Origin of the sequence: Promicromonospora sp. NPDC059942, assembly GCF_042731755.1 — a bacterium.
In the GTDB taxonomy this organism is placed as follows: domain Bacteria; phylum Actinomycetota; class Actinomycetes; order Actinomycetales; family Cellulomonadaceae; genus Promicromonospora.
In genome coordinates, this window is sequence record NZ_JBHWLR010000017.1 from 1 (window position 1) to 14,989 (window position 14,989).

Here is a 14,989-nt window from a genome sequence, read left to right on the forward strand (position 1 = left end):
TCCTGTGGGGGGCCGGGTTTTTTTAGCTGGAAAAAAGAAAAAAAAAAAAAACCCCGGGCCTCAAAGGGGACCTGCGGGGTCTCGTGCGTCCGGGGCGCGTCCGGGACGGCCCCTCAGCGCACCATGCTGTTCTCGTGCACGGCCGCGAGCCGCGACCGCACGCTCAGCAGGGTCTCGATGATGAGGTCCTCGCGGCCGTCGCCGAGCCGGCTGATCGGCACCGCGACGCTCATCGCGTCCACGGCGTGGTGGCCGAAGGGGAGCGCGACGCCGAAGCAGCGCACGCCCATGCACGACTCCTCGCTCTCGGTGGCGTAGCCCTGGTAGGCCGCCTGGTCGATGATCTCCAGCACGGCCTCCTTCTCGGTGGTCGTGTTCGGCGTGATCGCGGCGATCGACTCGGGCACCAGGTCGCGACGTTCCTCGGCCGGCATCTCGGCCAGCAGGGCGCGGCCCAGCGAGGTCGCGTACGCCGGGAGCCGGCGTCCGACGGCGGAGTGCATGCGCAGCGGGTGCACCGACTCGCGCTTGGCGGTGTAGATGACGTCGGCGCCGTCGAGGCGGCCCAGGTGAACCGTCTCCTGGGTGGCGGCGGCCACCTCGTCGAGCACGGACTGGGCGCGCGCCAGCACGGGGTCGCCGTCGAGGTAGGCCGAGCTGACGACTAGTGAGTGGATGCCGAGCTGGTAGACGCTCCCCGTGGGGTCCGTCTGCAGCCAGCCGCGCTCGGTCATGGTCCGCAGCAGCGCGTGGAGGCTGCTCTTGGGGATGTTGAGGCGGTTCGAGAGCTGCAGCTGAGTTCCGGGGCCGCGGGCCGCGATGTCGTCCAGCAGGTCCAGGGCGCGGGCGGCGGACTTGACCGGCCCCGCGTCGGCGGCGCCGTTCGTCTCCCTCTTGAACTCCTTCTGAAGCTGCATGAACTCTCCTCTGGTCCTACCACGGTGCACCGGGCCCTCCCCGGGGGTGAATACAACGCTACCGCTAGTTCGCATACATGGACAGGTTTCCGCCCCTTGACCCGTGAGCCGGATCACGTCTATCTTCAGACCAGTTCACATAGACGAACGCAGTTCACAGACGAACGCGATTCGCAGACCGACCGAGGGGCAGCTACGTGATCCAGGTTCGATACTCGACATCTCCGTCCAGCGCGGAGACGGCCACCACAGCGGACCTGCGGGAGAACTTCCTCGTCCCCGACCTCTTCGTGAGCGGCGAGGTCAACGGCACCTACACCCACGACGACCGGCTGGTCATCGGCGGCGCCGTCCCCGGCACCGCCGAGCTCGCGCTCCCGGCCTGGTCCGAGGTGCTGGGCACCGAGTCCCACCTCGAGGGCCGCGAGCTGGGCATCATCAACGTCGGGGCGCCCGGGCACGTCGTCGTCGACGACGAGAAGTACGAGCTCGAGCACCTCGACGGCCTCTTCGTGGGCCGGGGGAGCGAGGTGTCGTTCGGTGGCGCCGACGCCGCCTTCTACTTCGTGTCCGCCCCGGCGCACGCGACCTACCCGACCACGGCGCTCAGCCACAGCGAGGTGGAGCCGGTGGCGCTGGGCTCGGCCGACGCCGCCAACGAGCGCAGTCTCTTCCGCTACGTCTGGGGCCAGGACGTCAAGACCTCGCAGCTCCAGTTCGGCGTGACCGTCATCGCCAGCGGCTCGGTCTGGAACACCTTCCCGCCGCACCTGCACGACCGGCGCACGGAGATCTACTGCTACGTCGACCTCGACGAGGAGGCCCGCGTCTTCCACTTCATGGGCAAGCCCGGCGCCACCCGGCACCTCGTGCTCCGCAACCGCGAGGCCGTCATCTCCCCGCCCTGGTCGGTCCACGCCGGGGCCGGCACCGGGTCGTACGCCTTCATCTGGGCGATGGCCGGCGAGAACAACGTCTACACCGACCTGAGCCCCGTGGCGGTGGAGGACCTGTGACGACCGGCCCGGCCGCTGCCTCCGGCGAGGCGCGCTCACCCTTCGACCTGCACGGCAGGTGCGCCGCGGTGACCGGTGCGGGGCGCGGCCTCGGCCGCGCGGTCGCGCTCGGCCTTGCTCGCGCGGGCGCCGACGTCGTGCTGCTGGGCCGGCCCGGCAACCAGGACGAGACCCGCGACCAGGTCCTCGCGCTCGGCGCGAAGGCCGACGTCGTGGACCTCGACGTGAGCGACCTCGACGCGGTCGAGCGGGTCGGCGCCGAGCTGACCGGCTCGCGGCAGATCGACATCGTGGTCAACAACGCCGGGATCATCGACCGCGAGGACTCCGTGGCCGTCAGCCGCGACTCCTGGCAGCGCGTGCTCGACGTCAACCTCAACGGGCTCTTCTTCCTGACCCAGCAGCTCGGCCGGCCGATGGTCGAGCGGGGTCACGGCAAGATCGTCAGCATCGCCAGCCTGCTGTCCTTCCAGGGCGGCCTGCGGGTGGTGTCCTACGCGGCCAGCAAGCACGCCGTCGCCGGCGTGACCAAGGCGCTGGCCAACGAGTGGGGGCCGCACGGCGTCCAGGTCAACGCGATCGCCCCGGGCTACATGGTCACCGACAACACCACCGCGCTCCGCGACGACGCGGACCGCTCACGCTCCATCCTCGAACGGATCCCGGCCGGCCGCTGGGGCACCGCCGAGGACGTCGCCGGAGCGGCCGTCTTCCTCAGCTCACCCGCTGCCGACTACGTCAACGGCCACGTCCTGGCCGTCGACGGAGGCTGGCTGGCGCGCTGAGCCCGTCCCTCCCACACCAGTTTCACCGCCGGACACCGGCACCGAACGAAATCGAGGAAACGACAATGAAGTTCACCTCTCGACACACCGCCGCGCGAGGCACGGCCGCCGTCTTCGGCGTCGCCCTGGCGGCCGCCACGCTCACGGGCTGCACCGAGACGGCCGCCGGGGGCGGTGGCAGCACCGAGGGCGCCGCCGCCTGCGACCCCGCCGACGTCACCCTGGTGGGCCAGGTGCGCAACGAGTCCAACCCCTACGAGGCCTCGTGGCTCGACGGCGGCGACGCCTTCGCCGAGCAGGTCGGCCTCACCCAGGAGCGGCTCACCTACGACGGCGACTCGACGCGCCAGCAGGAGCAGATCTCCCAGCTCCTCGCCGGCGACACCGAGTGCCTCGTCATGAACATCCTGCCCAACGGCGACTCCGACACCCCGCCGATCGTCGAGGGCGCCGAGGAGGCCGGCGCCTTCCTGGTCACCCAGTGGAACAAGCCGGCCGACCTGAACGTCGCCGACTACGACCAGTGGCTCTCGCACATCACCTACAACGGCGTGGAGTCCGGCAAGCAGATCGGCGACGCGCTGTCCGAGGCCATCGGTGGCTCGGGCGGCATCATCGCCCTCCAGGGAATCCTGGACACCGGTGCCGCCAAGGACCGGTTCGCCGGGCTCGAGGAGTCGCTGGCGGCCAACCCGGACGTCGAGCTGCTCGACGACCAGACCGCCAACTTCTCCCGCGCGGAGGCGCTGGAGGTCACCAAGACGCTGCTGACCAAGCACGGCGACGACGTCAAGGGCATCTGGGCCGCCAACGACGACATGGCGCTCGGCGCGCTCGAGGCGCTGCAGCAGGCCGGCCGGGACGACGTGGCCGTGGTCGGCATCGACGCCGTGCCCGACGCGCTGACGGCGATCGAGGACGGCACCATGACGGCGACCGTCTCCAGCGACGGCCCCTGGCAGGGCGGCATCGGCCTGGCCATCGGCTACTGCGTGGCCACCGGTGAGCTCGCCGCCGAGGACATCGCCGACGAGGACCGCGCCTGGTTCGCCGAGCAGTTCCTCATCGAGCAGGACAACGTCGCCGACTTCGTCTCCCCGGAGACCGACGAGGCCGACTTCGCCTGCGACAACCTCTTCAGCCGGTCGCAGGGCGCGATCTCGTGACCATGGCACCCCCCGCCGAAGCCGACACCGACGTCGTGCACGCGCAACGCCCCCGGCCTCGGCGGGGGGTGTCCCTGCGGGACGCGGGACCGCCGGTCGCGCTCGTCGTCATCTTCGCGATCTTCGCGGTGCTCAGCCCCGGGTTCCGCACGCTCTCCAACGTGCAGAACGTCCTGGACGCCGCGGCGGTCCTCGCGGTCGTGACCATCGGCATCAGCTTCGTGCTGATGATGGGCTCGATCGACCTGTCCGCCCCCGGGATCATGGGCGCGTCCGCCATCACGGTCGCCCTCCTGGTCGCCAACAACCGCAACGACAACGACTGGGGGCTCCTCGGGGTCGCCGTCGCGGTCCTGCTGGCCGCCGCGCTCGGCTGCCTCAGCGGGCTCGCCCTGGTCGTGCTCAAGGTGCCGTCGTTCATGGCCACCCTCGGCGTCTCCGCCGTGGGCCTGGGCGTGGCCACCCTCCTGTTCGCGGGCGTCCAGCCCAACGTCACCGACCCGATGCTGGAGGGCTGGGCCGTGGACCGGTTCCTCGGCCTGGCCCACCTGACCTGGATCGCGCTCGCCTGCGTGGTCCTGGGCGCCCTGGTGCAGCGCTACTCGCGCCTGGGCCGGTACGCCTTCGCGATCGGCGGCGCCGAGGAGGTGCTGTCGCTCTCCGGCGTGCGGGTCGCGCCGTTCAAGGTGGCGGTCTTCACCATGGCGGGCGCGTTCTACGGCCTGGCCGGCGTGCTGGTCACCAGCCAGCTCGGCGCGGGCCTGGTCCAGGCGGGCAAGGGCTACGACTTCTCGGCCATCACGGCCGCCGTCGTCGGCGGCACCCTGCTCACCGGCGGCCGCGGTGGCATCCTCCACTCCACGGTCGGCGTGCTGCTGGTGACCGTCCTGACCAACGGCCTCGTCCAGGTCGGGGTCAGCCCGTACTGGCAGGGCGGGGTCCAGGGCCTCATCGTCGTCGCGGCCGTCGCGGCCGCCGTCATCCCACAGCGTCGTAGGAACCAGGTGACCAAGTGACAACGAACCTGCGGACAGAGTCCGCACCCCGCGTGCCGGAACCCCGGCACGCCCTCGAGGTGCGCGGGCTCGTCAAGCACTACCCGGGCGTCAAGGCGCTCGACGGCGTGGACCTCGTGGTGCGCCAGAACGAGGTGCTCGGCCTGGCCGGCGAGAACGGCGCGGGCAAGTCCACGCTGCTCAAGGCTCTGGTCGGGCTCGTGCGGCCGGACGACGGCGAGATCTGGGTGCGGGGCGAGAAGGTGCGCCTGCGGAGCGTCGTCGACGCCGCCGACCACGGCATCGGCATGGTGTTCCAGGAGCAGTCGCTCGTGCCCAACCTCACCGCCGCCGAGAACATCGTGCTCGGCAGCGAGGGACCCGGCGTGCGCCGCGGCATCTACCGGTGGGGCACGATGCGCCGGCTCGCGCAGGAGCAGCTCGACAAGATCGGGTCGCACATCGACCCCCTCGCGCGCACCGACACCCTGAGCTTCGCCGACCGGCAGATGGTCGAGATCGCCAAGGTGCTCCGCATCGAGGAGCGCACCTCGCACCCGCCGGTGATCATCCTCGACGAGCCCACTTCCGTGCTGGAGTCCAAGGAGATCGAGACCCTGTTCACCCAGGTGCGGCGGCTGCGCGAGTTCGCGTCCGTCGTCTTCGTCTCGCACCGGCTCGACGAGGTGCTCGACGTCTGCGACCGGGTCGCCGTGCTGCGCGGCGGCCAGTCGGTGGGCGAGGTGCCCGCCGAGGGCGCGGCCCCGGCCGAGCTGCACCGCATGATGATCGGCTCGACCGGGTCCGACGACCACTACCACGACGGCGCCGCCGAGCGGTCCGAGGAGCCCCGCAGGCCCCGGCTCGAGGTGCGCGGCCTGTCCGGCAGGACGTTCAGCGGCGTCGACCTCGACGTCCACGCCGGCGAGATCGTCGGCATCGTCGGCGTGCACGGCTCCGGCCGCGAGGACGTGTGCCGGGCGCTCTTCGGCGCCGAGCCGACCACGGCCGGCGAGGTCGTGCTCGACGGCAAGCGGCTCGACCTGTCCGGCACCCGCGCGGCCTGCGCCGCAGGCATCGGGTACGTCCCGGCCGAGCGCAAGACCGAGGGCATGGTCGGGCCGATGTCGGTGGCCGACAACATGACGCTCACCAAGCAGCAGGCCCGCTGCACCGGGCCCGTCGTCCGGCCGCGCAAGCAGGCGACGCTGGTGGACACGTGGATCGACCGGCTCTCGATCCGCACCCCGCACCGGGGCACCGCGATCCAGCGGCTGTCGGGCGGCAACCAGCAGAAGGTCGTCCTGGCGCGCTGGCTGGTGGCCGGCGACGTCCGGCTGCTGCTGCTCGACCACCCAACCCGCGGCCTCGACGTCGGGGCGCGCTCGGAGGTGTACCGGCTCATGCGTGAGCTCGCCAACAGCGGCGTGGCCACGGTGCTGCTGGCCGACAGCCTCGAGGAGGCGATCGGCATGTCCGACCGGATCATCGTCATGAGCGACGGCCGCGCGACCACGGAGGTCGCCGCTCCCACGGGGAACAAGCCGACTCCGCTCGACCTCGTCAAGGAGATGGTCTGAGCATGTCCACGCCCGTCCTCACCCAGCCGGCCCCCGGGCCGGCCTCCGAGCCCGTCGTCAAGGGCCGGCCGACCACGGCCCAGCGGCTCACGTCGTTCATGCCGGTCATCGCGCTCGTCGTGCTGCTGGCGGCGCTCACCGTCGCCGACCCGAGCTTCCTGACCGCCAGCAGCCTCACGGCCGCGGTCCGCACCTCGGCGCCGCTCGTCGTGCTCGCCGCCGGCGCCACCCTGGTGGTCCTGTGCGGCGGCATCGACCTGTCGATCGCCGCGCTGTGCTCCCTGGCGACGGTCTTCTTCGCGCTGTGGCTGCCCGACCTCGGCGGGCTCACCACCCTGGCGATCATCGCGGCCACCGGCGCGATCGGCGCGCTCCAGGGCGTCGCCCACGTGCTGCTGCGCATCCCGTCGTTCATCGTCACGCTCGGCGGCATGAGCATCTTCACCGCGATCGCCCTGGTGATCTCCGACGCCGGGCCGATCCGCGTGGTCGACCGGGACGCCACCCACTGGCTCACGCTCTACGTGGCCGGCGTGGTGCCGATGTCCTTCTTCGTCGCGCTGCTCGTCGTGGTCGCGGTCTCCCTGGTGCTCCGGTTCACCCCGCTCGACGCCTGGGTCCGCGCCACCGGCTACTCCGAGTCGGCGGCCCGCCTGGGCGGCGCGCCGGTCGACCTGGTCAAGGTCGCCGCGTTCACGCTCTCCGGCGCCTGCGCGGGCCTGGCCGCCGTCATGCTGGTCTCCCGGAACTTCAGCGGCAGCCCGACCATGGCGGACAATCTGCTGCTGCCCGCGGTGGCGGCCATCGTGGTGGGCGGCACCGCCATCACCGGCGGCCACGGCTCGCTCTGGCGCAGCCTCGCCGGGGCGCTCGTGGTGACGCTGCTGCGCGTGGGGCTGCCGATCGTCGGCGTGCCGTCGGCCTACGAGCAGATCCTCTACGGCGCGATCATCGTCGCCGCCGTCGCGCTCACCCTCGACCGGTCGAAGGTGCTGATCATCAAGTAGCCGCGGCCGAACTCGCCCCGAACCACCCCTGAGAACCCCGACACCCCGGAAGGCTCCCCATGTCCGAGAACTCCCTTCTTCTGCCCGCCGTCTCCTCGTTCCTGTCCTCGCCCAAGCAGCTGCTGATCGACGGCGAGTGGGTCGACTCCAAGGACGGCAAGACCTTTGCGACGGTGAATCCGGCGACCGAGGAGGTCCTGGTCCAGGTGGCCCAGGCGTCCGCGGTCGACGCCGACCGGGCGGTCACCGCCGCCCGCAACGCCTTCGAGTCGGGCTCGCCGTGGTCGCGGATGACCCCGCGCGACCGCTCGCACCTGTTGTGGCGCATCGGCGACATGATCGACGAGCGCGCCGAGGAGTTCGCGCAGCTCGAGTCGCTCGACAACGGAAAGAGCCTCGCGTCCGCCCGGGGCGACGTCGGCGTGGCCGCCGAGCTGTTCCGGTACTTCGCGGGCTGGGCCACCAAGATGGAGGGCACGACCATCCCGATGTCGGTGCCCGGCCGCGACTTCCACGCCTACACGCGCCGCGAGGCGATCGGTGTCGTCGCCGGCATCGTGCCGTGGAACTTCCCGCTCACGATGGCCGCCTTCAAGATCATCCCGTCGATCACGGCGGGCAACACCGTGGTGCTCAAGCCCGCCGAGCAGACCCCGCTCACCGCGCTCCGGCTCGGCGAGCTGCTGCTGGAGGCCGGCGTCCCGGCCGGTGTGGTGAACGTGCTGCCCGGGTTCGGGGACGCGGGCGCCGCCCTGGTGGACCACGCCGGCGTGGACAAGGTCGCCTTCACCGGCAGCACCGAGGTGGGCAAGAAGATCGCCGCGGGCGCCTCGAAGAACCTCAAGAAGGTCTCGCTGGAGCTGGGCGGCAAGGCGCCCAACATCATCTTCGCCGACGCCGACCTCGACGCCGCGATCGCCGGCGCCGCCCTGGCGGGCTACTTCAACGAGGGCCAGTGCTGCGTCAACGGCTCGCGCCTCTACGTGCAGCGCGAGGTGTTCGACCAGGTCATCGAGGGTGTGGCCGCGGCCGCCAAGGCCATCCGGGTCGGCGACGCGTTCGACCCCGCCACCACGATGGGGCCGCTGGTCTCGCAGGAGCAGCACGAGAAGGTCATGGGCTACGTGCGGGGAGCGGTCGCCGACGGCGCCACGATCGCCGCGGGCAGCCCCGACCCGGCCGCCGACCGCGGCTACTTCTTCTCCCCGACGCTCATCACCGACGTCACCGAGCAGATGGCGGTCCAGACCGACGAGATCTTCGGGCCCGTCATCACCGCCATCCCGTTCGACAGCGAGGACGAGGTGGTCGCGGCGGCCAACAACACGGTCTACGGCCTGGCCGCGGGCGTGTGGTCGCGCGACCTGAGCACGGCCCACCGGGTCGGCAGCAGGCTCCGGGCCGGCACGGTCTGGCTCAACACCTGGCACGCGGACGACGTCACCCTCCCGCGGGGCGGCTTCAAGCAGTCCGGCTGGGGCCGCGAGCTGGGCTCGTTCGGGCTGGACGACTACACGGAGCTCAAGACGGTCATCGCCGAGCTGCGCTGACCGGGCCCCGAGGGCACCACATGTTCAGGGGGCACTGTACTTCAGGGGGCACTGAACGCAAGACGCACCACCGGAGAGCAGCTCCGGGGCGGCCGACCCCGTGCGGGGATCGGCCGTCCCGGCCTGCCCTCATGTCCATCAACAACGTGCGAAAAGGGATCAACGATGAACCTGTTACGCAGACCTGACCGGCGCCACCATGCGCGTCGCTCCCGCCGGGCACGCCTGGCGGCCGTGCTCGCCGCCTCCTTGGCGGTCGTGCCCTTCCTGGGCGGCGTCGCCCAGGCCGCCCCCGCAGCGGCGGCCCCCGCGCAGGCCGCGCCGGGCTCCGTGGACGACGGCGTGCTGCGCGTCCTGCTGTTCTACAAGTCCAACTTCCACGCCTCGCACGTCCAGGCCCGCCAGGCCATCCGCGACCTGGTCGCGGACCTGGGCGTGGAGTACAACCAGCCGGTCGAGATCCAGGAGACCGACGACCCCGCTGCGTTCACCACGGCGAACCTGGCGACCAAGGACACGATCGCGTTCGCCCAGACCGGTGGCGTGCTGTTCAACGTGGACCAGCGCGCCGCGCTGGAGGCCTACATCCGCGGTGGCGGCGGCTACCTGGGCCTGCACTACGCGGGCTGGTCGGTCGGCCAGAGCGAGCACGACGTGAACCCGTTCTACGCCCGGCTCGTGGGCGCGGCGTCCGAGGGCCACCCGGAGAACCCGGCGGTGCGCCCGGGCCGCGTGGTGGTCAAGGACACCTCGCACCCGCTGACCCAGGGCCTGCCGGCCGAGTTCACCCGCAGCGACGAGTGGTACGACTGGCTGGTCAACCCGGCGCCCAACGTGCGCACGCTGCTGAACGCCGACGAGTCGTCGTACGGCGGGGGCAACAACGGCACGAACCACCCGATCACGTGGTGCCAGGAGATCGACTCCGGCCGGTCGTGGTACTCGGGGATGGGGCACGAGGGCACGGCCTACGCCGAGGCCCCGATCCGCACCCAGATCAAGAACGGCCTGGCCTACACCGCGGGCCTGCTCCCGGCCGACTGCTCGGCGCCGAACAAGGCCGAGCAGGGCGCCTGGAGCGGCGTCACGCCCTGGCCGTTGGTGCCGATCAACGCGGCGCTGACGTCCGACGGCAAGGTCCAGTCGTTCGGCAGCGTCTCGTCGGGCTGCACCGACAACACGCCCTACGACTTCTACGGCAACTCCTGCGTCACGCAGGGCGGCCAGATGGAGATCGACGTCTGGGACCCGGACGAGGAGCGCACGACCGCCAACGTGAACGACGGCATCGTGACGAACTCGACCTACACCGACCTGTTCTGCTCGATGCAGGTCCAGATGCCGCACCGGCGGGCCACGATGACGGTCGGCGGTGACGACGGCCTGGGCGGCAACGCGCCGAACGACGCCGCGATCGGCGTCACCAGCTACACGACCAACCAGGGGCTGCGCAACGAGGCCCCGATGAACTTCCCGCGCTGGTACCCCACGGGCACCACCCTGCCGGACGGCTCCGTCGTGGTGCAGGGCGGCAGCCTCAAGGGCGGCCCCGGCGGTCCCGGCGTGCTGACGCCGGAGATCTACACGCCGGACGAGGGCAGCTCCTGGAAGCTGCTGGACGGCGCCACCAGCGCGGCCGCGTACGGCGACGGCGGCAACGGCAACGGGCCCGACGAGAACCGCTGGTGGTACCCGCGCGCGTTCGTCGCGCCGGGCAACGGCAACGTCTTCAACATCACCGGCACCCAGATGTACGAGCTCGACCCCTCGGGCGACGGCGAGGTGACCCTCCGCGGCACCCTGCCGGCGAACATCGCGAACCAGGGCGGCCTCGGCAACCCGGTCGGCGCCACGTCCACAGCCACGATGTACCGCCCCGGCAAGATCCTGCAGGTCGGCGGCGGCTGGTGGGCCAACGGCGGCGGTCCGGACGGCGCCCGCGCCGGCTTCACCGTCGACATCACCGGCGGCACCGACGCGCCGGTGGTCGAGGCGACCGAGCCGATGCAGTACGCCCGGCACTGGGCCACGTCCACGGTGCTGCCCGACGGCGACGTGATCGTCACCGGCGGCTCGCGCGACAACAACGGCAACGGTGGCTACGTCACCACCGCCGAGATCTGGGACCCGGAGACGGGCGAGTGGGCCACGGTCGACGTGCCCTACGAGCACGCCCGGCTGTACCACTCGACCGCCCTGCTGCTGCCCGACGGCCGCCTGATGGTGGGCGGCGGCGGCACGCCGGGCCCGCGTAACTACACGGACGTCGAGTTCTACTCCCCGTCGTACCTGTTCGACGGCGACGAGCCGGCGGTGCGCCCGGAGGTCACGGGCGTGCCGGAGAAGGTCGGCTACGACGGCACGTTCGACGTGCAGGCCGACGTCGACGTCTCGCGGGTCACCCTGGTCCGCAACGGCTCGGTGACGCACGGGTTCAACAACGACCAGAACTTCCAGGACCTGGCGTTCGCCCAGAACGGTGACACCCTCACCGTCGAGAGCCCGGTCGACGGCACGTACGCCCCGCCCGGTGCGTACATGCTCTTCGTCTTCGACGAGGACGGCACGCCGTCGGTGGCCGACATCTTCCAGATCGACCCCGAGGTCGAGATGGACTCCCCGGCCCCGCACCTGGTCGACCAGCTCGAGTACCCGCGCCTGCCCGCGGACTGGCGTTCCGCCAACCCGCCGGCCGTGGTGGACGTCGAGCCGGGCAACGGCCGCATGTCTCCCTGGGAGGTCGACAGCGAGGTCCAGCTCGTCCGCGCCGCCGCGCCCAGCCAGGGCGGACTCGGCGCGACCGGCTACCACCTCGCCGTGGGCGGCGAGGGCAGCCTGACCCGCACGGTCAAGGGTCTCGACCCGGGCCGCGAGTACCGGGTCTCGCTGCGCTACGCCCGCGACAGCCGGTCCTCCGGCACGGCACCCGGCACCGCCGACCTCTCGGTCGGCGACCTGTCGACCACGCTCTCGGCGGGCACGGACCTGTCGTCGCAGAGCAAGTTCGGCAAGTACGTCGGGACCTTCGTGGCCGGGGCACGGTCGCAGGACCTGACCCTCTCCGCCGGGGCGTCCGGCGCGGGCGTCATGATCGACGACCTGGTGATCGTGGGCTCCGACACGGGCGCCTCCGACGTCCCGGTGCACTACGCGTTCGAGGAGGGTTCCGGCACCCGGGCCGCCAACACCGGCACGGACGGGTCCGTGGGCGCTGCCACGCTCACGGGGACCACCGGCTGGAGCGAGGACGGCGTGTTCGGCGACGCCCTCGACCTCAGCGGCGGCAGCAACGCCAACGCGGTGGACCTGCCGGACAACCTGCTCCAGGGCGAGGAGAGCTTCACCACCTCGTTCTGGGTGCGGCCCGACACCAGGACCGGCTGGACCGGCCTGTTCCACCTCGGCGACGGGCTCGGGGACGCGGGCAGCTTCTTCCAGATCCAGATGCAGACCAACGCCGCCGGGGCCACCGGGCTCGCGGCGACGTTCAAGGCCAAGGGCGCCGCGCTGCAGGAACGGGTCTACGCCACGCCGACCCGGGACGTGACGGCCAACGAGTGGAACCACGTCGCGTTCACCCGGCAGGGTGCGACCGGCACGCTCTACCTGAACGGCGAGCCCATCGCGTCCCGGGACGACCTGACGATCGACATGACCGACGTCGGGCCGACGGCCAACAACTGGCTGGGACGCAACGGCTTCCCGGACCCGGCCTACGACGGCCTCATGGACGACGTCCGGGTCTACACCTCGGCGCTCGGTGACGACGCCGTGGCTGCCCTGTACGCCGACGGCAGCGCGCTCGCCACGACCACCACGGTCACGGTCGAGCCGGGCTCCCCGTCGCCGTTCGGCGCGCCGGTCACCGTCTCGGGCGCCTTCGCGGCCGCGAGCGGCGGGGCCCCCACGGGCGTCGCCGAGCTGTGGGTCGACGGCGCCCGCGTGGGCGGGCAGGTCGACGTCGTCGCCGGCGCGGTGGAGTTCACCGACGTGGCGCTCTCCCCGGGCGACCACGACGTGCAGATCCGCTTTCTCGCCGACGACGGGTGGCGCGACTCCGCGCAGACCGTGGAGCACACGGTCGAGCGGCCGCCGCCCGGCGAGGGCACGCCGATCCACTACACCTTCGACGAGGGTCAGGGGTCGACGGCGGCCAACACCGGGCTGGACAGCTCGGTCGGGGCGGCGACGCTCACCGGGTCGACCGGCTGGTCCGGTGCCGGCAGGTTCGGCGGGGCGGTCAACCTGCCCGGCGGTGCGGCGGGCACGGGCAACCAGGTCGAGCTGCCGGACAACATCGAGGCCGGGATGGAGGACGAGTTCAGCGTCTCGATCTGGGCCCGTCCGGACGCCCTGCCCACGTGGGTGCCGCTGCTGCAGATCGGCAGCAGCACCGACACGTTCTTCCTGCTCCAGTCCAACACCCAGACCAGCGGGGCCACCGGCTTCGCGGCGACGTTCAAGGCGCCGGGCACCCCGGGTACCGCCCAGGAGCGTCTGGTCCTGGGCCAGGGCAAGGACCTGCCGCTGAACGAGTGGACGCACGTCGTGTTCACCCAGAGCGGCTCAGTCGGGAAGATCTACTTCGACGGCGAGCTCCAGGCCACGCGCAACGACTTCACCGTCACCATCGGTGACGTCGGGGTGGGCGGCCAGACGACGACCAACCTCATCGGCGGGACCAGCTGGCCGGACGGCCGCTGGGACGGCCTGGTCGACGACTTCCGGATGTTCGGCTACGAGCTGACCGCCGAGCAGGTGGGCGACCTGGCCGCCGGGACGGCAGCGAACACGGCCCCGGTGGGTGCCGCCGACGCCTACGGCACCGTCGAGGACAAGGCGCTGGAGGTGGCGGCGCCCGGTCTCCTGGCGAACGACACCGACATCGACGGCGACGACCTGACCGCGACCGGGCTCACCCAGCCGGCCCACGGCGACGTCGTCCTGCAGGCGGACGGGTCCTTCACCTACACGCCCGACAGCGGGTGGTTCGGGACGGACACGTTCACCTACAAGGCCTCCGACGGCGCGGCGACGTCCGCCGCGACGACGGTGACCATCACGGTGGAGGAGGGCGAGCAGCCGCCCGTCAACACGGCTCCGGTCGCGGGCAACGACGCGTACTCGGCCGTGGGCGGCCAGCCGCTGACCCTCCCGGCGCCGGGTGTGCTGGCCAACGACACCGACGCCGACGGGAACGTGCTGACCGCGACCGCGGTGACGCAGCCGGCCAACGGCCGGGTCACCCTGGAGGCGGACGGGTCGTTCACCTACACCTCCGACGACGGGTTCTCCGGCAAGGACGTGTTCACCTACAAGGCGTCCGACGGCACGGCGACGTCCGCCGCGGCCACGGTGACCATCACGGTGAAGTCGCCGACGGTGACGGCGGTGGCCGGTGTGGCCCTGCCCATCACCTACGGCACGGCGGGCACGGTCTCGGTGGCGGTCTCGCCGGACACGGCCACGGGTGCGGTCGAGCTGCGCGACGGTGACACCACCCTCGCGACGGCCACGGTCGCGGACGGGCGAGGAACCCTCGTCCTGGCGGCCAAGGGCCTGAAGCCCGGGGTGTACGACCTGACCCTGCGCTACGGGGGCGACGCCGACCACAAGGCCGCGACGTCCAAGGTCCGGGTCGTGGTCGACAAGGTGGTACCCACCATGGAGATCACCGCGAAGAAGTCGGGCAAGAAGGTGGCCGTCGAGGTCTCCTTCACCGCCGCGAACGAGGTCCCGGTGACGGGGCAGGTGCGCCTCGCGGTGAAGGACGGGCAGACGCTCCTCGGGACCATCGAGAACGGGCGTGCCCGGTTCGAGGTGGACCAGCCCAAGGGGAAGGACCTGACGCTGACGGCGTCCTACCTCGGCAGCGAGCTGGCGCTCGCGGCGGAGACCAGGGTGACCGTCAAGGTGAAGTAGAAGAGGCCGGGCCTGGAGGACGTGTCCTCCGGGCCCGGCCCGATCCCCTTC

9 protein-coding genes are annotated in these 14,989 nt (G+C 71.7%); 8 read left to right on the forward strand and 1 reads right to left on the reverse strand.

The annotated features are described in order from the left end of the window. Nucleotides 1–113: 113 nt before the first annotated feature. Nucleotides 114–917 carry an IclR family transcriptional regulator gene (locus ACFV9Q_RS22920; protein WP_377230735.1) on the reverse strand — a complete coding sequence of 268 codons (804 nt, stop codon included), beginning with the start codon at nt 915–917 and terminating at the stop codon, nt 114–116. 197 nt (nt 918–1,114) lie between these two features. On the opposite strand from ACFV9Q_RS22920, the gene kduI reads away from it, so the two are divergent. From kduI to ACFV9Q_RS22960, 8 genes are all read left to right on the forward strand, one after another. Continuing rightward, complete coding sequence (kduI, locus tag ACFV9Q_RS22925; protein WP_377236321.1) at nt 1,115–1,933, forward strand: 5-dehydro-4-deoxy-D-glucuronate isomerase; 819 nt, start codon at nt 1,115–1,117, stop codon at nt 1,931–1,933. Continuing rightward, entirely contained in the window at nt 1,930–2,718 is a 789-nt protein-coding gene (gene kduD, locus ACFV9Q_RS22930) for a 2-dehydro-3-deoxy-D-gluconate 5-dehydrogenase KduD (RefSeq protein WP_377236322.1), read from the forward strand. Before kduI ends, kduD begins: the two co-directional genes overlap by 4 nt. A 65-nt stretch (nt 2,719–2,783) precedes the next feature. Beyond that, nucleotides 2,784–3,884 (forward strand): sugar ABC transporter substrate-binding protein, encoded by a 1,101-nt coding sequence (locus tag ACFV9Q_RS22935; protein ID WP_377230738.1) that lies wholly within the window; start codon nt 2,784–2,786, stop codon nt 3,882–3,884. Nucleotides 3,885–3,886: 2 nt separating this feature from the next. Further along, entirely contained in the window at nt 3,887–4,900 is a 1,014-nt protein-coding gene (locus ACFV9Q_RS22940) for an ABC transporter permease (protein ID WP_377230743.1), read from the forward strand. Further along, nucleotides 4,897–6,459, forward strand: coding sequence for a sugar ABC transporter ATP-binding protein (locus ACFV9Q_RS22945; protein ID WP_377236323.1), 1,563 nt, complete (start codon nt 4,897–4,899; stop codon nt 6,457–6,459). Before ACFV9Q_RS22940 ends, ACFV9Q_RS22945 begins: the two co-directional genes overlap by 4 nt. Before the next feature lie 2 nt (nt 6,460–6,461). Beyond that, nucleotides 6,462–7,466 carry an ABC transporter permease gene (locus ACFV9Q_RS22950; RefSeq protein WP_377236324.1) on the forward strand — a complete coding sequence of 335 codons (1,005 nt, stop codon included), beginning with the start codon at nt 6,462–6,464 and terminating at the stop codon, nt 7,464–7,466. Nucleotides 7,467–7,525: 59 nt separating this feature from the next. Then, nucleotides 7,526–9,016 (forward strand): aldehyde dehydrogenase family protein, encoded by a 1,491-nt coding sequence (locus tag ACFV9Q_RS22955; protein ID WP_377236325.1) that lies wholly within the window; start codon nt 7,526–7,528, stop codon nt 9,014–9,016. 165 nt (nt 9,017–9,181) lie between these two features. Continuing rightward, nucleotides 9,182–14,938, forward strand: coding sequence for a LamG-like jellyroll fold domain-containing protein (locus tag ACFV9Q_RS22960; RefSeq protein ID WP_377236326.1), 5,757 nt, complete (start codon nt 9,182–9,184; stop codon nt 14,936–14,938). Nucleotides 14,939–14,989 lie beyond the last annotated feature (51 nt).